This is a genomic window from Streptomyces sp. NPDC036815 (assembly GCF_055609205.1).
This window is the reverse complement of record NZ_JBVJPW010000004.1, coordinates 420,476-441,191: the sequence shown is the minus strand read 5'-3', so window position 1 is coordinate 441,191 and position 20,716 is coordinate 420,476. Positions and strand designations below refer to the sequence as shown.

Below are 20,716 nucleotides of genomic sequence, written 5' to 3'. Positions count from 1 at the left end.
GGAGCCATCGATGCCCGCGCCTGAGCCGACACCTCCGCAGTCGGGCCTGCCGGAGGCCGCCGCCGACTTCGCGGCGCACGTCCTCGCGGACGCCGCAGCCCGCGCCTGCGACATCACGGCCGCGACCGGCGGCCCGCCCCGCACGACCGCCGCACCCGACCCGCCCCCGCTGTCGTTGCCCGGCCCGCCTTCCCTCGGCGCCCTGCCCGTGGCCGACACGCCGGTGACCGAGGCCCCGGCGGACGTGCCGCCGGCACCGGACGCCGAACTGCCACAGGTCCTGCGGGGCCCCACCGGCCTGGGCACGGCGGGCCTGCGGCTGATCCCGCGCCAGGAGCCGCCCGCGCTCGCGGAGCCGACGTCCGCACCGGTCCCCGCTTCGGGGGAGGGGACGCCGATCCCCGGCCTCTACCACCACCCGGTGCCGGAACCCGACCCGGTGCGGGTCGCGGAGGTCAGCCGCAGGATCAAGTCCTGGGCGCTGGACGAGGTCAGCCTGTACCCGGACGACTGGGAGGAGGAGTTCGACGGCTTCTCCGTGGGGCGCTACATGGTCGGCTGCCATCCCGACGCCCCCACCATCGACCACCTGATGATCGCCACCCGCCTGATGGTCGCCGAGAACGCGGTGGACGACTGCTACTGCGAGGACCACGGCGGCTCCCCCGACGGACTCGGCGAACGCCTGCTCCTCGCGCACACCGCACTCGACCCCCTCCACACGACGCGGGAGTACCAGCCGCAGTGGGAGAAGTCGCTCCACTCGGACGCGCCCCGGCGTGCCTACCGCTCCGCCATGGCGTACTTCGGCGAGCTGGCCAGCGCCTCCCAGGCCGACCGGTACCGGCACGACATGGCCCGGCTGCACATGGGGTACCTCGCCGAAGCCGCCTGGGCCCAGCAGGACCGCGTCCCCGAGGTGTGGGAGTACCTGGCGATGCGCCAGTTCAACAACTTCCGCCCCTGCCCCACCATCACCGACACCGTCGGTGGCTACGAACTGCCGGCGGACCTGCACGCACAGCCCGCCATGCAGAAGGTCATCGCGCTCGCGGGCAACGCGACGACCATCGTGAACGACCTCTACTCCTACACCAAGGAGCTCGACGCACCCGGGCGGCACCTGAACCTGCCCGTCGTGATCGCCGAGCGAGAGGGCCTCTCCGACCGGGACGCCTATCTGAAGTCGGTGGAGGTCCACAACGACCTCATGCACGACTTCGAGTCCGAAGCCGCGGCCCTGGCCGCCGCCTGTCCCGTCCCGGACGTGCAGCGGTTCCTGCGGGGCGTGGCCACGTGGGTCGACGGCAACCACGACTGGCACCGGACCAACACCTATCGCTACAGCCTGCCCGACTTCTGGTAAGAGAATGGATTCATCTGTGACCAGCACCGAACTCACCGCCCCCGCCACCACGACCCCGCTGCGCTTCCCCGGTCCGGCGACGCCCTACCAGGGGGACATCGCCCGCTACTGGGACGGCGAGGCCCGGCCCGTGAACCTGCGTCTCGGCGACGTCGACGGCCTCTACCACCACCACTACGGGATCGGTGAGGTCGACAGGAGCGCGCTCGGCGACGCCGGGGACAGCGAGAGTGAGAAGAAGCTGATCGCCGAGCTGCACCGGCTGGAGTCGGCGCAGGCCGACTTCTTGCTCGGGCAGCTCGGTGACATCGGCAGGGACGACACCCTGGTGGACGCCGGCTGCGGCCGCGGCGGCTCGATGGTGATGGCGCACCAGCGCTTCGGGTGCAAGGTCGAGGGCGTCACGCTCTCGGCGAAGCAGGCCGACTTCGCCAACGGGCGGGCCCACGAACTCCGCATCCAGGACCACGTCCGCGCCCGCGTGTGCAACATGCTCGCCATGCCCTTCGAGACCGGGCAGGCCGCGGCCTCCTGGAACAACGAGTCGAGCATGTACGTCGACCTGCAGGACCTCTTCGCCGAGCACGCGCGCATCCTCAAGGTCGGCGGGCGCTACGTGACCATCACCGGCTGCTGGAACCCGCGGTACGGCCAGCCCTCGAAGTGGGTCTCGCAGATCAACGCGCACTTCGAGTGCAACATCCACTCGCGCCGTGAGTACCTGCGCGCCATGGCCGACAACCGCCTCGTGCCGCAGGCCGTCATCGACCTCACCCCCGACACGCTGCCCTACTGGGAGCTGCGGGCGACGTCGTCGCTGGTGACGGGGATCGAGGACGCGTTCATCAACTCCTACCGTGACGGGTCCTTCCAGTACCTCCTCATCGCGGCCGACCGCGTCTGACGCCGGCCGGAGAGCGGTCCGGCGGATTCGCGTCCGCCGGACCACGGGGCAGCCGCGTCGCCCCCGCCGCCGCGAGCAGGCAGAGGCCGAGCACCCACCAGAAGGTGTCGCCGAACGCCGACGGGACGTCCGTGCCCCGCTCGGCCAGCCGGTTCTGCAGGACCACGGCGAGGGCGGCGGTGCCGACCGAACCGCCCACCGTGTTCAGCAGGTTGAGCGCTCCGGACGCGCGAGGGAGGTGCTCGGGCTCGATGCGGCTGTAGACGATGTTCATCACGGGCGCGCCGATCATGGCCATCCCGACGCCGCGGACCAGGAGCGCCGCGATGATCACCGCTTCCGGGGGTGCGTGGCCGAGCTGGGTGAACGGGACCGTACCGGCGAGGATCAGCGCGATCCCCGTGACCACCAGGGTGCGTGGGGCCACCTTGTCGATGGTGCGGTTGACCAGGACCGATCCCGCGGCGGCGCCGAGGCCCTGGGGTGCGAGCAGCAGCCCGGCCTGCCACGCCGTGAGGCCGCGGCCGGTCTGGAAGTACAGCGGCAGCAGGAACGTCGTGCCGAACACCGACGCGCCGAGGACGAGCAGCGCCAGCGCCGCGGCGCCGAACGGCGGCCGGGCGAACAGCCGGGGGTCGACCAGCGGGGTGGAGCGGGTCCGCAGCCCGTGCGCCGCAAATCCGGCCAGCATCGCGAGGCCCGCCGTCACGCCGGTCGCGGCGGGGACGGTACGGCCGTGGGCGACCTCGGTCAGCCCGTACACCAGCACGGCCAGACCGGGCGAGAGCAGTGCGGCTCCCCGCAGATCGAACGCCGTGCGCCGGGTCGACGGCGGTACGTCGGGTACGTGGCGACGGGCGAGCAGCACCGCGATCGCGCCGATCGGCAGGTTGACCAGGAAGAGCCACGGCCAGGGCGCCATGCCGAGGATCGCACCGCCGACCAGCGGCCCGAACACCGGTGAGAGCAGCGGGACGACGGCGACGACGCTGATCACCCGGCCGGTGCGGTGACGTCCGGCGATGCGGGCGAGGAGTGCCTGCCCGGTCGCGGGGAGCAGTCCGCCGCCGAGTCCCTGGATCACCCGGAACACGATCAGGCTCGGCGCCGACCAGGCGAGCGCGCAGAGGACCGAGCCGAGCAGGAACACTCCCACGGCGGCGAGCCAGGTCCGGCGGCCGCCGAACCGGTCGGCCAGCCAGCCGGAGGCGGGCACGGCGGCGACGACGGCGAGCAGGTAGGCGGTGCTGACCCACTGGATCTCGGCGACGGAGGCGTCGAACTCCTCGGTGAGGCGGTCGATCCCGACACTGACGATCGTGGCGTCGAGCGTGGCCATGAAGGTGCCGAGCACCAGGATGAACGCGATCCGCAGCAGCTGTCCGTCCACCCGCTCGGCCGGTGGCGCGACGTCCTCGGTCATCGGTCCTCCAGCAGGTCGCGGACGTCGGAGTCGAGGTGCTTGGCCAACGTGCGCATCAGGCCGAGCAGTTCGTCGGCGAGCCCGTCGACGTCCACCCCGGCCCGGTGCGCGAGCACGCCGGTCCAGCCGTCGCCGTCCGGCATGACCGTGAGGGTCACCGGGTGGTGGGTGGACTCGCGGAAGCGGGTGCCGACGACCTCGAGGCCGGGGGCGGGTTCGCGGAGGCGGTCCGGGTCGACCGGGTAGTTCTCGAACACCACCAGGCTGTCGAACAGCCTGCGGCGCCCGGTCCGGCGTTCCAGGTCGGAGAGCGCGACGTGGTGGTGATCCACCAACGCCCGCTGCCGGGACTGGAGATCGGCGAGGGTGTCGGCGAGCGTGCCGTCGAGCCGGGCCCGGACCGGCACGGTGTTGGCGAGCAGACCGACGATCTCCTCGACGCCCGTGAGCTCGGGCGGACGGCAGGCGACCATGGCGCCGAAGCACACGTCGGTGCGCCCCGAACGCCGCGCGAGCAGGACCGACCACGCGCCCTGGACCAGCGTGTTGCGGGTCAGGCCGCGCCCCGCGGCGAGGCGGGTGAGGTCGGCCACCAGCTCCGCGTCGAACGTGAGGAGCGTGGGCTCCTGCCAGGCGGGGCCGGGTTCGCCGTCGCTCAGGTAGTCGCCCTCGGGCAGTCCGGCCAGCTCGGCGGCCCAGGTGTCGAGGTCGGGCTCGTGCTCGGCGCGCCAGCGCAGATAGTCGTCGAACGGTACGGGGGCGGGCAGTTCCGGCGCCGTGCCGCGCAGCCGGGCCGTGTAGAGGTCGAACAGCTCGGTGAGGATACGCGGGGCCGACCAGCCGTCGGAGAGCACGTGGTGGCTGGTCATGACGAGGTCAGAGCGGTCGGCGCCGTCGCGGATCACGGTCAGGCGCAGGAGCGGGCCGCGGGCGAGGTCGAACGACTCGGCCAGGTCGGCCGCGAGGACCTCCTCGGCGACCCCGTCGACCACGCGGAAGTCCGGCCTCGGGGACTTCGGGATCACCGCCAGGCCGGCGGGGAAGACGGCCCCCAGGTTCGGGTGACGGGCCACGAGGTCGGCGCCCGCCGCGTTCAGGGCCTCGGTGTCGAGCCGTCCCGCGAGGGAGAAGGTCGACTGCACGGTGTACGGGTCGGGGCGCTCGGTGCGCGAGTGCCGCAGCATCACCTCCTGGAGCGGGGTGAGCGGCTGTACCCCGGCGATCGGCTGATCGCGGTCGAGCGCGCTGATCTCCGGTGCGGCAGCGAGGTGCAGGAGCGCGGCCCGCAGGCACTCGGCGAGGTCCTCGACATCGGCCCCGGTGAACAGTCCGGACGGCCAGGTGATGCGGACCCCGAGCGCGTCGTCGCGCACGAGGGCGTTGACCATCAGGCCGTGCGGCAGGGGCAGCGCGTCGGTGCCGCCGGAGCCGAGCGGGCCGGCGTCCGGGGCGGGCTGCCACGGCGTCTCGCGGGACGGGGCGCCGGGGAACTGGCCGAGGTAGTTCCAGGCGACCTCCGGCGTCACGTGGTCGAGGAGGCCCGCCGAGGCGAGGATGCCGTGGCCGAGGGCGTCGCCCTGGGCGCGCAGTCGTTCCCTGACCTCCTCGACGCCGTCCTCGGCGTGCAGCCGTACGGGGTGGACGGCGGTGAACCAGCCGACGGTCTGGGACAGGTCGACGTGCCGCGGCCTGCCGTGGCTCTCCAGCGCGACGAGCACCTCCGGCGTGCCCCGCCATGCCTTGACCGCGCGGGCGAGCGCGGTGAGCAGCACCGCGTCCGGCGTGCTGCGGTGAGCGGCGGGCAGGGTGGTGATCAGGGCGCGGGTCGTTCCCGCGTCGAACCGGATCTCGTGGTGGCGTGCCGTCGCCACGGTGTCCCTGGCGGGGTCGAGCGGGCGTCCGGCGAGCGCCGGGGTGGCCGTCATCCGCTGCCAGTGCGGCAGTTCGCTCCGCCGGTCGGCGTCGCGCAGCGAGCGCGCCCAGCCGAGGAACGACTGGCCGTGCCGGGTGAGCGTGCCGCCCGCGTGGGCGTGCTCCAGGTCGTCGACGAGGATGCGCCAGGACACGCCGTCGACGACCAGGTGGTGGGCGATCAGGACGAGCCTGCCCGGCCGCTGGGGTCCGGCGTCCAGCCAGAGCGCGCGCAGCAGCGGGCCGGTGCGCGGGTCCATCGCCGCGCAGGCCGCGGCGACGTGGGAGTCGAGCAGGGCGCGCGGATCGTCCGTCGCCGGAATGCGCGTCAGGATGTCGGCGCCGGTCACGGAGCCGGCCGGCGGGATGTGCAGCGCGTCGTCGGTGAGGCGGGCCCGCAGGACGTCGTGCCGGGCCAGGACCGCGTCGAGCACGGTGTGCCAGGTGTTCGCGTCGCCGCCCGGCGGGACGCAGATCTCCGTCCACTGGCAGAAGCCGTCGGCGGCGGTTCCGGCGCGGCGCAGCAGGTCCCGCATGACCGGGGTCAGCGGGGCGTCGCCGGTGGCGGGCGCCTCACCGGCGTCGAGGGTGCGGGCGCGTGCCGCGATCCCGGCGACCGTCGCGCCCTCGAAGACGTCCCGCGCGGTCAGGCCGAGGCCTTGGCGCCGGGCCCGCGAGACGACCTGCAGCGACACGATGCTGTCGCCGCCGATGGTGAAGAAGTCGTCGTCGGGGCCGATGGCGTCGGTGCCGAGGACGTCCCGCAGGACGCCGAGCAGCACCGTCTCCGCTTCGGTGGCGGGTTCGCGGCGCGCCGTGGTCACCGTCTCCGGGGCGGGCAGCGCGGTGGGGTCGAGCTTGCCGCCGGGGCTCAGCGGCAGCCGCTCGATCGGCACGAGGACCGTCGGGACCATGTGGTCGGGGAGCTCCTCGGCCAGGAACGCGCGGACGCGTGTGGTGTCCAGGTCGGCGTCGTCGGTCGGGATGACGTAGCCGACGAGTCTGCCCTCGCGCACGATCACGGCGCAGGCCCGTACGTCGGGGTGACGGGTCAGCGTGGACTCGATCTCGCCCAGCTCGACCCGGAAACCGCGGACCTTGACCTGGTGGTCGACGCGGCCGAGGAAGACCAGCTGCCCGTCGGGCCGCCAGCGGACCAGGTCGCCGGTGCGGTACATCCGTTCGCCGGGCGGGGCGAACGGGTCGGCGACGAACCGCTCGGCCGTCAGGCCCGGCCTGCCGAGGTAGCCGCGGGCGACACTGGGCCCGCCGAGGTAGAGCTCTCCCGTGACGCCGGTGCCGGTGGGCTGGAGCCCGCCGTCCAGGACGTAGGCGCGGACGTTGGGGTCGGGGCGGCCGATCGGCAGCGGTCCCGCGTCGTCCGGGTCGTAGTGCCAGGTCACGGAGTTGATGGTGACTTCCGTCGGCCCGTACGCGTTGAAGAGCGCCCGGCGGCCGCGGCCCCAGCGCGCGGCCAGCTCGGGGTCGAGCCGCTCGGCGCCGACGACGAAGAACACGTCCGGGTCGACGGTGCGGTCGTCGGGCATGGCGGCCAGGAACGACGGCAGCAGGTTGACGCCGGTCACCCGGTGCTCGGCGATGTAGTCGAGGAGTTCGTCGCCGGGTACGCGCACCTCCTCGGGGGCGATGACGGAGGTGCCGCCGGAAAGCAGCGGCACCATGGTCTGCCAGAACGCGACGTCGAAGCTGGTCGACGCGAAGTGCAGGTACCGGTCGTACTCGGTGACCCCGACGACCTCCTCCTGCAGGGCGATCAGGTCGGGCACGCCCCGGTGGGTCACCCCGACGCCCTTGGGTCTGCCGGTGGTGCCGGAGGTGTAGATGACGTAGGCGAGCGCGTCGTCGGTGAGTCCGGCGCGGGCCTCGGCCGGGTCGGTGTCCGGCGCGGCGGCGAGCGTGGCGGGGTCGTCGAGGCGCAGGACGGGGATGTCGCGGTCGACGGGCGGTTCGGCGCCGGTCGTCACGACGGCGGCCGGTGCGATGTCGTCGCACATGTACGTGAGGCGCTCGGACGGGTAGCTCGCGTCCATCGGCACGTACACCGCGCCCGCCTTGGCCACGCCGAACAGCGCGACGGTCATCTCGATGTCGCGGCCGAGCAGGACCGCGACCGGGTCCTGGGGCCGTACCCCGCGCGCGATGAGCGCGTGGGCGAGGCGGTTGGCCCGCCGGTCCAGTTCGGCGTAGCTGAGGCTGCGGTCGCGGCAGACCAGGGCCTCTGCGCCGGGCTTGCGCTCCACCCAGGCGGCGAACTCCGCAAGCCAGTGGCCGCGGGTCCTGGCGGGGACGGACCCGGTGCCGGTGCGCAGCATGCGCGCCCGCTCCTCGGGGTCGAGCGCGGACAGCCCGAGGGCGGGGCGTGCCGGGTCGTCGACGATCTCCTCGAGGAGGTGGCGCAGCCAGCGTCCGTAGTCGCGCACGGTGCTCGGGTCGAAGGCGCGCGGCTGGTAGCCGAGTCCGATGGTGATCTCGTCGTCGGGGATGACGATGACGGTCAGCGCGTAGTGCGTGGCGTCGGTGATGTCCACGCCCGCGAGGTCGAGGTCGGGGGCGAGCGGGGTGCGCTTTCGGCTGGACAGCGGGAAGTTCTCCATCACCAGCATGGTGTCGAAGAGTTCGCCGACGCCCACCGCCCGCTGGATCTCGGGCAGGCCCACGTGGTGGTGTTCGGCCAGCGCGACGCTCTCGGCGTGCACCTGTGCCATGAGGTCGGCCGCGGTCCGGTCCTGGGTGTGCCGGACGCGGACCGGGATGGTGGTGCCGAGCTGGCCGATCATCGACTCCACGCCGTCGACCTCGGCGGGCCGCCCGGAGACGGGGCAGCCGAACACGACGTCGCGGCGCCCGGTGAGCTTGCCGAGGAGGAGGCCCCACGCGGTCTGCAGGACGGTGGTCAGGGTGACGCCCTGTTCACGGGCGAACGTGCGCAGCCGGTCGCTGAACTCGCGGCCGAGGGCGACGGTTTCGCGGCCGGGCCGCTCGACGCCGGTCCCGGCGCTCGCGGGCGCCAGGCGCGTCGCGTCGTCGACGCCGGCCAGCGCGTTCCGCCAGGCGGCGAGCGACACGTCGTGGTCGCGGCCCGCCAGCCACCGGAAGTACTCCGACAGCGGCGGTGCGGTGGGCGCTTCGGGGCCGCCGCTGAGTTCGGCGTAGAGGGCGAGCAGGGTGCGGCCGACCAGGGGCATGGACCAGCCGTCGAGCAGCGCGTGGTGGTTGGTGATCACCAGCTTGTGCTCGGCGGGCCCGACCCGCGAGAGCAGGAAGCGGATCAGCGGTGGGCGTGCCGGGTCGAAGGGGCGGCCCAGCTCGGCGCGGGCGGCCTCGGGGAACCGGTCGTCCTGCCGCCAGTCGAGGGCGACGTCGGCGGGGATCACCTGCACGACGTCGTCCCCGGCCGTGGCCAGGTACACGCGCAGGGCGGGGTGGCGGCGCAGGAGTTCGCGGGCGGCTTCGGCCATCCGGTCCGGTACGAGCTCGCCGACCAGGGTGGTCACGGCCTGTACGACGTAGACGTCGGCGTCCCGGTCGTCGCTGAGCAGGGTGTGGAAGGAGAGCCCGACCTGCAGGGGTGTGGCGGGCAGGACGTCGGTGATCCGGCCGGTGCGTTCGATGGCGTCGATGGCGGCCTGGTCGAGGGTGACCAGCGGCAGGTCCGACGGGGTCAGTCCACCGCGGGTGTGGCGCGCGTGCTCGGCCAGCGCGTCGAGCGCCGCGGCCCAGGCGTTCTGCAGGGCCGTCACGGCGCCGGCGCCGAGCACCTCGGTGGCGGCCGTCCACTCGACGGCGAGCCGGGGCTCGGCGCCCTCGTGGACGAAGCAGTTGAGGGCGAGGACCTGCTCCAGTGCCTTGGCCTCGGGCTCGATCACCGAGAAGGCATCGTGTTCCGGCAGGCGCCAGCCGGTGCCGGGCGGCGAGGTGAACCGGCCCAGGTAGTTCAGCAGGACGTCCGGCGGCGGGACGGCCGAGAGCTCGGCGCCGGTCTGCGGGTCGAGGTGGCGCAGGACCCCGTAGCCGATGCCGTTGTCGGGGACGGCGCGCCGGGCCTCCTTGGCCGCGCGCAGCACCTCCGCGACGCCGTCGGCGGCGGGCACGCGGACCGGGTACTCGCTGGTGAACCAGCCGACCGTACGGGACAGATCGAGGTGTTCGCGGCCGTGGCCCTCCATCGACACCGTCACCGCGTCGGCCGACGGGCCGACCTCGCGCAGGGCGAGCACGAGCGCGGCGAGGAGCACCTCGTCGACCCCGGCGCGGTAGACGGCGGGCAGGGTCGTCAGCAGCGCCTCGGTGGCCTCGGGCGAGGCCACCGTGACCGACTGCCGGGCGGTCGCGACGGTGTCCTTCGCCGGGTCCAGCGGCCGGGTGCCGAGGCGGGTGGCGGAGCCCAACGCGGCCCGCCAGTGGTCGAGTTCGCCACGACGGGCACCGGACTCGCCCTGTTCGGCGAGGAGCAGGGCGTGGCGCCGCCAGGACGAACCGGTCGGCTCCGGCGTGCCGCCCGTGCAGGCGGCGTACAGGTCGGGGAGCAGGACGCGCCAGGACACGCCGTCCATGGCGAGGTGGTGCACGACGAGGACCAGGCGGTCCGGGGCGCCGTCCCCGGCGCGGAGCAGGGCGGCGCGCAGGAGGTCGCCGGAGCGCGGGTCGAGCTGCCCGGCGAGGCGCCCGGCCAGGGCGGTCACGTCCGCGCCGTGGACCTCGTCGACGACGGCGCGCACGGCGCCGCGGGGCAGCACCTCCAGCCCGTCGTCCGCGCGCAGCCGCAGCGCGTCGTGGTGGTCGAGCAGCGTCTGTACGCCCACGACCAGGTCGGCGTGGGCGAGTTCGCCGACGCGCAGGGCGGTCCACTGCGCGTACCCGGCGACGACGTCCACGTCCGGGTGGGGGTCGAGCAGGCCGCGCACGATGGGCGGCGCGGGTACGGGGCCCGTCGGCTCGTCCACCGGTTCGGCGGCGTCCTCGACCAGGCCCGCGGAGGCGGCGAGCGCGGCGAAGCTGCGGCGGGCGAGGAGGTCGCGGGGCCGCAGCGCGAGGCCCTTGGTCCGCAGTCTGCTGCTGAGGGTGATGGCGGTGATGCTGTCGCCGCCGAGGGCGTAGAAGTCGTCGTCGACGCCGACCCGTTCGACGTCGAACACCTCGGCGAGCACGGCGCACAGCAGCCGTTCCCGCTCGGTGCGCGGCTCCCGGCCGCCGCCCGCCGGCGCGGGGGCGGGCAGGGCGGCGCGGTCGAGCTTGCCGTTGGGGGTGAGGGGGAGGGTGTCGAGGACGACCACGGCCGCGGGAACCAGGTGGTCGGGCAGGTGGCCGGCGAGCTCGGCGCGGACCGCGTCGCCGGTGACGGAGGTGGCGACGACGTAGCCGATCAGGCGGGAGGAGCGCACGAGGGCCGCCGCCGCGGTGACGCCGGGGACCGCGCCGAGTGCGGCCTCGACCTCGCCGGTCTCCACGCGGTGGCCGCGGATCTTGACCTGTCCGTCGCCCCGGCCCAGGTAGGCGAGGCCCCGGCCGGGGACCCAGCGGGCCAGGTCTCCGGTGCGGTACATGCGGCCGCCGGGTGCGCCGAAGGGGTCGGCGACGAACCGTTCCGCGCTCGCTCCCGGGCGGCCGAGATAGCCGCGCGCCAGGTGCGGTCCCGCGAGGTACAGCTCGCCCGTCCGGCCGTGCGGCACCGGCTGGAGCGCGCTGTCGAGGACGTAGGCGCGGGTGCCCGCGAGGGGATGGCCGATCGTCGGCTCGTCGCCGTCGACGCGTGCGGTGGCGGCGTCCACGGTCGCCTCGGTGGGCCCGTAGATGTTGCGCGCCGTGATCCCGGAATCGCGCACGCGCCGCCAGAGCGCGGGCGGGGTGGCCTCACCGCCGAGGACGAGCAGAGTCGGCCGGCGGTCGAGGAGGCCGCCGTCGATCAGCGGCGCGGCCATCGACGGTGTGGTGTCCACGATGTCGATGCCGTCGCGGGCGTACGCGGCGAGCAGGGCGTCGGCGTCGCGAACGGTCTCGGCGTCGTAGACGTGCAGTTCGTGTCCGCACAGCAGCCATACAAGGTGGTCGAAGGCGGAGTCGAAGGCGAACGAGTAGGTGTGCGAGGCGCGCAGCCGTCTGCCCGCGGCGCGCTCGGCCTCGGCGACGACGGTGGACCGCTGGTGGTGCAGGAGCGACGCCAGGCCGCCGACGCGGCCGAGGACGCCCTTGGGGCGGCCGGTCGAGCCGGAGGTGTGGATCACGTAGGCGAGGTGGTCCGGGTGGCGTGGCGCGGCCAGTTCGCCGGTTGTCAGCGGCGCGCCGGAGAGGGCGGCGGCCTCGCCCAGCAGGGTGTTCCACGGCAGCCCTTCGACCGCGTCGGTGGCGCTCAGGACGAGGGCGGGGCGGGTGTCGTCGAGCAGGTCGCGCAGCCGCTCGGGCGGGTACGCGGTGTCCAGGGGCAGGAACGCGGCGCCCGCGTCCATGACCGCGAGGAGGGCGGTCACGGAGTCGGCGGAGCGCGGCAGGGCAAGCGCCACCACGTCGTCGGGGCCGAGTCCGCGGGCGCGCAGCGCGCGGGCGACGCGGTGCACCCGCTCGGCCAGTTCCGCGGCGGTCAGCCGGTCGTCACCGCAGACCAGGGCCGTGTGCCCGGGGCTGTCGGCGACCATCGCGCCGAAGGCGGCCGGTACGTCGACCGCCGTGCCGGGCAGGGCGGGCGGGCACCAGTCCGCGAGGAGCCCGTCGACGTCGTCGCTCAGGGCGATCCGCCCGACGGTCTCCCCCTCGACGAGGCCCGACAGGAGGGCCCGCAGTCCGGTCAGCAGGGCATCGACGGAGGCCTGGTCGTTGGTCCTCGCGTCGACCTCGAAGCCGAGCAGCAGTCCGCCGTCCCGGGCGGGCAGGACGCTCAGGCCCATGTCCTCCGGCGGGCCGCCCGCGACGTTGCGCATCACGCCGCTCGCCCCGGCGAAGTCCAGTGCCAGGTCGAAGGCCTTGAGGTTGATCCCACGGCCGTGCAGCAGCGCGCCCGCGCCGGGCACGCCGAGGTCGCGCGGCAGGTCCTCGCCCCGGTAGCGCTGGTGGTCGCGCATCTCCTTCATCGCGGTGGCGACGCGTCGGCTCAACTCGCCGAGCCCGTCGCCGGGTTCGACGCGCACGCGCATCGGCAGCACGTTGACCGCCATGGCGGGGGTGCGCAGTTCGACCGAGCCCGTGCGGCACATCAGCGGCAGCGCGAACACGACGTCGGTGCGGCCCAGCATGCGGTGCAGGAACGCGGCGTAACCGGCGATGAGCGCCTCGCCCCAGGTCACGCCCCGCTCGTCGGCGAAGGCGCGCAGCCGGGCGGTCTCCTCGGCCGAGAGGGCGGCGCGGGCGGTCAGGGTCGCGCCGGGGGCTCCGGCGGTGGCGTCGCTCTCGCCGAGGTCGGGCAGCGGAGTGAACCGTTCGACCCAGTACGCGCGGTCCTCGGCGGCCCGGTCGCTCTCCCGGTAGGTGCGGTCGGCGGCGACGAAGTCGGCGAAGCCGCCGAAGGCCGACGTGCGCGGTTCGGTCCCCCGCACGAGGGCGGTGTAGCGGGCGGCGGTGCGGCGGGCGAGCATCGCGGCCGTGTAGCCGTCGAAGACGAGGTGGTGGCCGAGTTGGGTGTACCAGACCTCGTGGTCGGAGAGCCGGATGACGGTCCGTGCGTACAGCGGGCGGTCGACCATCGCCTTGCAGGCCTCACCGGTCCGCGCCCGCTCGGCGTCGACGAGCGCGTGGGCCGCGGCGACGGGGTCGGCGGCGTCGCTGACGTCGACCACCCGGGGCGGCGCGACCGGCTCCTGACTCACCGTCTGGCGCGGTCCTTCGGGAGTGTCGTGCACGCGCAGGCGCAGGGTCTCGGCCTCTTCGGTGGTGGCCCAGACCGCCTCGACCAGCGCGACGACGTCGACCGGTGCGCCGCCGGATATCTCCACCACGTCGCCGACGACGTAGTACGGCGAGTCCGGCTCCAGGCGCTGCGCGTTCCAGATGCCGACCTGGGCGCCGGTCAGCGGAAGCAGGCCGTCCGAGGAGACGCTTGCGGTGCTCAACTCATGCTCCTTGCAGTGTGGGGACGACCATCGGCGTATCGGTCACCGGGTCGGGGACGATGACGCTCGGCAGGTCGAAGACGTCCTTGATCAGCGCGGCGTCCACGATGTCCGTGGGCTCGCCCTCGGCGGCCACCCGGCCGTCCTTCATGGCGACGAGGTGATCGGCGAAGCGGCACGCCTGGTTGATGTCGTGCAGGACGGCGATGATCGTGCGGCCCTGGTCGCGCAACGCGGCCAGCAGGCCGAGCAGTTGGTACTGGTGGGTGATGTCCAGGAAGGACGTGGGTTCGTCGAGCAGCAGGTAGGGCGTCTCCTGGGCGAGCACCATGGCCATCCAGACCCGCTGCCGCTGTCCGCCGGAGAGTTCCTGCACCGGCCGTTCGGCCAGGTCGGCGACGCCCGCGGCGGCCATCGCCCCGGTGACGGCCTGCTCGTCCTCGGCCGACCGGAGCGCGAGGAACGACTGGTACGGGAAGCGTCCCCGGCCCACCAGTTGGCGGACCTTGATGTCGTCGGGGGCCTGCGGGTCCTGCGGCAGGAAGCCGAGCTGCTTGGCCAGGGCCTTGGCCGGGTAGTCGCCGACCTGGCGGCCGTCGAGCTCCACGTGCCCGCTGTCGGGGCGCAGCAGGCGCACGAAAGCCCTCAAAAGGGTCGACTTCCCACAGCCGTTGGGGCCCACGATGGCGGTGAACGCGCCGTCGGGGACGTCGAGGCTCAGCCGGGTGGAAACCACCCGGTCTCCGTAGCGCAGGGTGATGTCCCGCGCGGTCAGGCGTGCGGTCACGCGCGCCTCACCTCCTTGGTCAGCAGCCAGATCAAGTAGCAACCGCCGATCGCGGTGCTCACCACGCCCACGGGCAGGGCGACGGGCGCGAGGAGCATCTGGGCGATCAGGTCGGCGCCCAGGAGCAGCACCGCGCCGGTCAGTGCGGCGGGGAGCAGCGGGACCCCGGCGGCGCCGGCCAGCCGGCGGCCGATCTGCGGGGCGGCGAGCGCGATGAACGCGATCGGCCCGGCCACCGCGGTCACCGTGGCCGTGCAGCCGGCGCCGACCAGGACCATGACCAGGCGCAGCCGGTCGAGGCCGACGCCGGTGGTCACCGCGACGGCGTCGCCGAGCGATGCCTGGTGCATGGCGTGCGCCCGGGTGGCCATCAGGACGAGGAGCACGGCGATCACCGAGAAGGGAATGCCGAGGTCGTCCCAGCCCACGCCGTTGAGGGAACCCGCGCTCCAGCCGACCGCGGCGATCGCCACCTCCAGGTCGGCACGGAGCACGATCCACGAGTTGACCGCGGTCACCATCGCGTTGACCGCGATGCCGATGACGACGAGGCGCAGCCCGGAGAAGCCCCGGTCGAGGGAGAGGAGGTAGATGGCGGCCGCGACGAGGAGTCCGCCGAGCACCGAGCCGACGGCCAGTTGGGCGGAGGTACCCGACAGGACGGTGAGGGCGACGAGTGCGCCGGTGTAGGCGCCCGCGTCGAGGCCGATCACGTCCGGGCTGCCCATCGGGTTGCGGGTGAGGTTCTGGAAGAGGGCCCCGGCCACGCCGAGCGCGGCGCCGAAGACGAGGGCGGCGAGCACGCGCGGCAGCCGCCAGTCCGAGATGACCACGGAGGGTTCGCTGCCGGTGAGCGCGTCGAACACCTCGTCGGGGGTGGACCAGGACGCGCCGTAGCACAGACCGGTCAGGCCCAGGGCGAGCATCAGGGCGGCCAGCACGGCGACGAGGACCAGCGTGCGGCGTTCGGCCCGCAGTCCGCATGCGTTCACAGCGACCCCGCCCCGTAGCGGCGGACGGCCCAGATGAGCATCGGGCCGCCGAGGAACGCGGTGACGACGGCCACCGGCACCTCGCCGGTGGTCAGCAGCACCCGCGAGCCGATGTCGGCGATCAGGAGCAGGATCGGGCCGAGGACCATCGAGTAGAGGATCAGCCACGGCACCGAGCCTCCGGCGGGCTTGCGGACGAGGTGCGGCACGATCAGCCCGACGAACAGGATCGGCCCGGCCACCGCCGTCGCCGCGCCGCTCAGGACGGTGATCAGGACCAGTGCGGCGGTCCGTACGCGGGCCACGCCCGCGCCGAGGGTCCGCGCCACGTTCTCGCCGAGCGCGAGGGCGTTGAGCGCCCTGCTCAGCAGCAGCGCGCCGAGCAGGGAGATGCCGATGGCGGCCAACGGGAGGGCCAGCGGCGCCTGTTCGCGGGACGCGAGCGAGCCGACCGACCAGAACCGGTAGACGTCGAAGGTGTCGGGGAGCATCAGCCGCAGCCCCAGCGCCACCCCGTTCAGGACGGCGGTCAGGGCCACGCCGGTGAGCACCAGGCGCAGCGGCGAGCGGCGCCCGACCGCGGCGACGAGCAGCGCCGCGAGCACCGATCCGCTGATCGCCCAGCCCAGTTGGCCGGACTGCCCGGCGGCCAGGCCGAGGCCCGAGCCGACGGTGATGGCGAACCCGGCGCCCGCGGTGACTCCGAGGATGCCGGGCTCGGCCAGCGGGTTGCGGGCCAGCGTCTGGATGAGCGCGCCCGCCACCGCGAGGGCGGCGCCCACCGCGACGGCGAGCAGCGCCCGGAGCGCCCGCACGTCCCACACGATGACGTGGTCGTCGGTGCCTCGGTGGTCCAGGAGGGCGCGGACGACCTCGGTGGGCGGGATGTGCCGGGCGCCGACGCCGATGCTCAGCACGGCGACCACCGCGAGGAGTGCGACTCCCCCTACGAGCAGGCCGACTTGCGGGCCGGTCCGCCTGGTTCCGGCCGCCTCCGGGGCGCGGCCCGCGACGGTCACCGCTTCAGGAGAGGAGCGAGCGACGTGTCGATCGCGTCCAGCGTCTGCACGGCCTGCCCGTAGGTGGCGGCCTCGGTGTAGCGGATCGGGAAGGTCTTGCCGGCCTTGACGGCGGGCAGGTTCTTCCAGAGCTTGGAGTCCATGACGTACTTCACCGGCTGGGGGACGCTGCCGTCGGCGTTGACGGAGTACGTGATGGCGTCGGCCTTGCCGAGCGCGTCCGGCAGTTCTTCGAGGGAGGGGTACTCGCTGACGGCGCGCGAGCCGGGGCCCTTCTTCTTGACCTTGCCGTAGTACTTCGCGCCGACGTCCTCGGCGATGTTGGTGCCCCAGGAGCGGCCGAACTCGCGCTGCCAGGTGCCCTTGGCGCTCTCGCCGTACGCGCCGACGTGGCCCAGCTTCAGCTTCGGGAGCACGTTCTTGTACTTCTCGGCGAGCTTCGCGGCCTTGGCCTCGTACGCGTCCTGTATCGCGTCGAACTTCTTGAGCGCGCCCGCCGCGTCGGCCTGCTGACGGGACTGCTCGCGCCACATGGACGGCACGGTCGGGCCGATCGCCACCACGGGGGCGATGGACTCCAGGCGCTTCACGTCGATGTCGCCGAGGACCGGGGCGGGGACACCGATGACGATCAGGTCGGGCTTGGCCTCCGCCACGGCCTCGTAGTTGGTCTCGGCCGCCTGCTCGCCCGCCACCTTGGGGAGCTTCTTGTACGTGGCGAGGTCCTGCTTGCTCATCATCGGCTCGCCGCGCTTCCACGAGGAGACGCCGACCAGGGGGGCGTGGGCCTCGATCATGACGGGCACGGCGTAGCCGGTGGCGACCACACGCTTGGGGTCCGTCGGGATCTTGATCTTGCCGTTGTCGGCGGCGAACTCCCGGGTCCCGCCTGCGCCGGAGTCGTCCGACCCGCCGTCCGACGAACCGCAACCGGTCAGCGCCAGGGCCAGTGCCACGGCTCCGATCAGACCCGACGATCTGCGTAGGGACATTCTTTCGCTCCTTGCTACTTAGGTAAGGCTCACCTTAGTTGATGATCCTTCTCGCCGTGACCACCCCGGACGGTCAGTGGTCGTCCTCGTCGAAGTCGGCGATGCCGCGCTTCCAGTAGCCGGTGATGTCGTGGTCGCCCTTGCCCAGCCCCAGTTCGTCGCGGACCCATCGGCGCAGGGGCTTGATCTGCCCCGCCTCACCGGCGACCCACACGTACGCGCGCTCACCCGCCGGGACCGTCACCGCGGTCACGGCACGCTCCAACGCGCCGCCGGTTCCCGCGGGGAGGCCACCCCGGTGCAGCCAGCGCACCTCGAAGCCCTCGGGCGCGGACAGCTCGATCTCCTCGGCCGCGTCGGCGACTTCGACGAAGGCCCAGCCCCGCGCGGTCCGGGGCAGCTCCTCCAGCCACCGGGCGATCGCGGGCAGCGCCGTGATGTCGCCCGCGAGGAGGTAGCGGTCGTACGTGTGCGGGACGATCAGGCCGCCGGGCGGTCCGGCCAGATGCACGACGGCGCCCGGCTCGACCCCGTGCGCCCAGTCCGACGCGAGGCCACCCGCGTGCGGAACGATGTCGATGTCGATCTCGCCGGTCACCGGGTCGTAACGGCGCACGGTGTACTCGCGGGAGGTGGGAGCGGGCCGCGGCCAGCGCAGCATCGCCCCGTTCCGCTCGGGCAGCCGCAGTTCGCCGTCCGGCTCCGGGAAGATGAGCTTCACGTGCTCGTCCGGCGCGTGGGCCTCGAACCCCTCCGTGCCCGCGCCGCCCAGGGTCAGCCGCAGCAGCCCCGTGCCGACCATGGCCGTGCGGACGACCTCGACCTCCCGGATGCCGATGGGGTAGCCCACCTTCTCGGCGTGCAGGCCCGCCCGGACCTCCGCGATCCGGTCGAGGTGACGGTGCCGGTGGTCCACCCTGCTCATGCGGCACGACCCGTCAGGAGCTCCGTCCAGTGGCCCAGTTCGGGCTGTTCGGCCAGGTCGGGGAATTCCAGTGCGGTCGCCCCCGCGGTGCGCCACCGCTGCACCAGGCTCATGATCCGCACCGAGTCCAGGCCGAGGTCGAAGAGGTCCTCCCCCGGCACGATCTCGGCGGGGTCGCAGTCGAGCAGTTCCGCGATGTCGGCGCGGACGCGCTCGGGCGTCAGGGTCTGGCTCATCGATGGCTCTCCTTCGGAGACGGGGCCCGACGCACGCGGGCGGCGCGTCGGCGAGACGGTGATGGGGCCGGCGCCACGGTGATCGGCGGCGCGTGCGCGCACCCCGGCGAGGCGTTTCACCCTGGGGGCAAAGGGGGCGAAGCCCACGTTTCATGGCAGCGCGGACTCCGCCCCCCCTCGCCGCTACTCAGGGAAGGCTAACCTAACTTAATCATGAAAGAGGCGCGGAAAGAGGAGGCGGGCCATGGGACCTCCCATGACCCGCCTCCCCGACCGGCGCCCCCGCCCGCACCCGACCCGCACCCCGGTCCGGCCCGCGTACCGCCGCGTCACATGGCCGTGCGTTTCCGCCTGTTGACCGCGACGATCGCGCCGGCGACGGTGGCCGTGCGGCGCACCCTCACGCCCCCTTCGCCCCGTCCACCTCGCGGAGCGCGTTCTCCACCACTTCGGTCAGGGCCGGGTGGATCCACAGCGGGCGTTCGGCCACCTCGCGTGCCGTCAGCCCGAAGGTCATGGCCAGGACGAGCGGCTGGATGAGAGTGGCGGCCTGCGGCCCGAGCACGTGCGCGCCCAACAGCCGCCCCGAGGCCGGGTCGGCAAGCACCTTGCAGAATCCCCGCGTCTCCTCCAGCGACCAGCCGTACGCCACGTCCTGGTACCGGCGGTACCCGACCACGTACTCCCGGCCCTGCTCGCGGGCCTCCTGCTCGGTGAGACCCACCTGGGCGATCTGGGGACGGGCGAACACGGCCGCGGGCACCACGTCGTACGACATCGAGCGCGGGGCACCGGGGTGCAGGAGGTTGTGCGCCACCACCTCGCCCTCGCGGTTCGCCACGTGCTTCAAGGGCGGGCCCGGCGTGATGTCACCCAGCGCCCAGACCCCGTCGGCGCTGGTGCGCAGGTGCGCGTCGACCTCGATCAGGCCGTCGTCGTCACAGGTGATGCCCGCCCGGTCCAGGTCGAGGCGGTCGCTGTTCGGCGTGCGGCCCACGGCGACGAGCAGCGTGTCCGCCTCGATCACCGAGCCGTCGTCTGGGGTCAGCCGCAGCTCGCCGGGCCGTCCCTCCATGCGGACCAGCTCGCGGCCGAGCCGCAGGTCGTGGACGCGGCGCACGATGTCGGTGAAGGCCGAGGCGACCGACTCGTCCTGCTCGGCGAGCAGCCTGTCCCGCTTCTCGACGACGGTGACGGAGGCGCCCGCCGCGTGGAATACGTGGGCCAGTTCGGCGGCGATGTAGCCGCCGCCGAGCACCACCAGGCGTTCGGGCACCTCGTCGAGCCGCATCACGGTGTCGGACGTCTCGTAGGGCAGCCCGGAGTCGGTCACCACGGGCGGGACCGCCGGGCGGCCTCCCGCGGCGACGACGACCCGGTCGGCGGTGAGCGTCGAGGTTCCGTCCGCGGTCTCCACCAGGAGCTCGCGCTCACCGGTGAACCGGGCGCGCCCCCGGTACACAGTCACGGAGTCGGCTGCGCGGCGGCTCTCCTCACCGTCCCGTGCGACGGCGTCGAGCCGCCCGAAGACCCGCTCCTGCACGGCCGGCCAGGAGATCCCGTCCAGCGTGGCCCGTACGTTGTGCCGGCCCGCCTCCCGGACGGCGTCCGCCACCTCGGCCGTCACGGCGAGCATCTTGCTCGGAATGCAGCCCGCGTTGAGGCAGGTGCCGCCGAAGGGGCCCTCCGCGACGAAGGCGATGTCCAGGTGCGAGAAGCGGTCGTCGATCAGCGCGTTGCCCGTACCGGCGCCGAGGACGACAAGATCGTGGTGTGGCATATGCGGAGCGTATCCAGATATGTCCGCGACACACTTCCTGACGCTACAGGTGGCGGGGCGGGCTGTTGCGGATCACCGAGCGGCGGGCCCACAGCGCGCACGCGAGCAGCGCGACCCCGGCGGCGCAGTACACCCACGCGTTCGTCGTGCCGGTGGCCGCGCCGACGCCCCAGGCCACTGACCACACGGCGAGCAGGACGCACAAGGCACTCCAGGCCAGCGTCCCCATCCTCGCGCGGGCTTCCAGTCGTTGCGGGGTGCCGCGCTCCAGCTCTCCCATGCCTGGCCGGCCGCTGTGCTCATCGTGAGTCGTCATACTCCGCC

The 20,716-nt window shown here is 73.6% G+C and carries 12 protein-coding genes; 2 read left to right on the top strand and 10 right to left on the bottom strand.

The features are described 5' to 3' along the window. Positions 1 to 10 precede the first annotated feature (10 nt). Positions 11 to 1,366 carry a family 2 encapsulin nanocompartment cargo protein terpene cyclase gene (locus ACZ69I_RS12940; RefSeq protein WP_470832017.1) on the top strand — a complete coding sequence of 452 codons (1,356 nt, stop codon included), beginning with the start codon at positions 11 to 13 and terminating at the stop codon, positions 1,364 to 1,366. 16 nt (positions 1,367 to 1,382) lie between these two features. Continuing rightward, complete coding sequence (locus ACZ69I_RS12935) at positions 1,383 to 2,270, top strand: geranyl diphosphate 2-C-methyltransferase (RefSeq protein WP_470832015.1); 888 nt, start codon at positions 1,383 to 1,385, stop codon at positions 2,268 to 2,270. Here ACZ69I_RS12935 and ACZ69I_RS12930 read toward each other — a convergent pair. From ACZ69I_RS12930 to ACZ69I_RS12885, 10 genes are all read right to left on the bottom strand, one after another. Further along, entirely contained in the window at positions 2,248 to 3,693 is a 1,446-nt protein-coding gene (locus tag ACZ69I_RS12930; RefSeq protein WP_470832014.1) for an MDR family MFS transporter, read from the bottom strand. The two genes, ACZ69I_RS12935 and ACZ69I_RS12930, sit on opposite strands and share 23 nt — an antisense overlap. Then, positions 3,690 to 13,661, bottom strand: a complete 9,972-nt coding sequence (locus ACZ69I_RS12925) for an amino acid adenylation domain-containing protein (RefSeq protein ID WP_470832013.1) — start codon at positions 13,659 to 13,661, stop codon at positions 3,690 to 3,692. Before ACZ69I_RS12925 ends, ACZ69I_RS12930 begins: the two co-directional genes overlap by 4 nt. A gap of 1 nt (position 13,662) precedes the next feature. Then, positions 13,663 to 14,448 (bottom strand): ABC transporter ATP-binding protein, encoded by a 786-nt coding sequence (locus tag ACZ69I_RS12920; protein ID WP_470832011.1) that lies wholly within the window; start codon positions 14,446 to 14,448, stop codon positions 13,663 to 13,665. Next, positions 14,445 to 15,374 carry a FecCD family ABC transporter permease gene (locus tag ACZ69I_RS12915; RefSeq protein ID WP_470832069.1) on the bottom strand — a complete coding sequence of 310 codons (930 nt, stop codon included), beginning with the start codon at positions 15,372 to 15,374 and terminating at the stop codon, positions 14,445 to 14,447. The genes ACZ69I_RS12920 and ACZ69I_RS12915 overlap by 4 nt, the downstream gene beginning before the upstream one ends. 62 nt (positions 15,375 to 15,436) lie before the next feature. Next, complete coding sequence (locus tag ACZ69I_RS12910; protein WP_470832010.1) at positions 15,437 to 16,459, bottom strand: FecCD family ABC transporter permease; 1,023 nt, start codon at positions 16,457 to 16,459, stop codon at positions 15,437 to 15,439. Next, on the bottom strand, positions 16,456 to 17,451 hold the full coding sequence (locus ACZ69I_RS12905; RefSeq protein WP_470832008.1) for an ABC transporter substrate-binding protein: 996 nt from the start codon (positions 17,449 to 17,451) through the stop codon (positions 16,456 to 16,458). The genes ACZ69I_RS12910 and ACZ69I_RS12905 overlap by 4 nt, the downstream gene beginning before the upstream one ends. 73 nt (positions 17,452 to 17,524) lie before the next feature. Continuing rightward, on the bottom strand, positions 17,525 to 18,376 hold the full coding sequence (locus ACZ69I_RS12900) for a siderophore-interacting protein (protein ID WP_470832007.1): 852 nt from the start codon (positions 18,374 to 18,376) through the stop codon (positions 17,525 to 17,527). Continuing rightward, a complete protein-coding gene (locus ACZ69I_RS12895) occupies positions 18,373 to 18,612 on the bottom strand; it encodes a phosphopantetheine-binding protein (RefSeq protein ID WP_361722848.1) in 240 nt (79 codons plus the stop codon). The genes ACZ69I_RS12900 and ACZ69I_RS12895 overlap by 4 nt, the downstream gene beginning before the upstream one ends. A gap of 400 nt (positions 18,613 to 19,012) precedes the next feature. Next, positions 19,013 to 20,392: a mycothione reductase gene (locus tag ACZ69I_RS12890; RefSeq protein ID WP_470832005.1), complete on the bottom strand. Its 1,380-nt coding sequence runs from the start codon at positions 20,390 to 20,392 to the stop codon at positions 19,013 to 19,015. Positions 20,393 to 20,435: 43 nt separating this feature from the next. Then, on the bottom strand, positions 20,436 to 20,708 hold the full coding sequence (locus tag ACZ69I_RS12885) for a hypothetical protein (RefSeq protein WP_470832003.1): 273 nt from the start codon (positions 20,706 to 20,708) through the stop codon (positions 20,436 to 20,438). Positions 20,709 to 20,716: the final 8 nt, after the last annotated feature.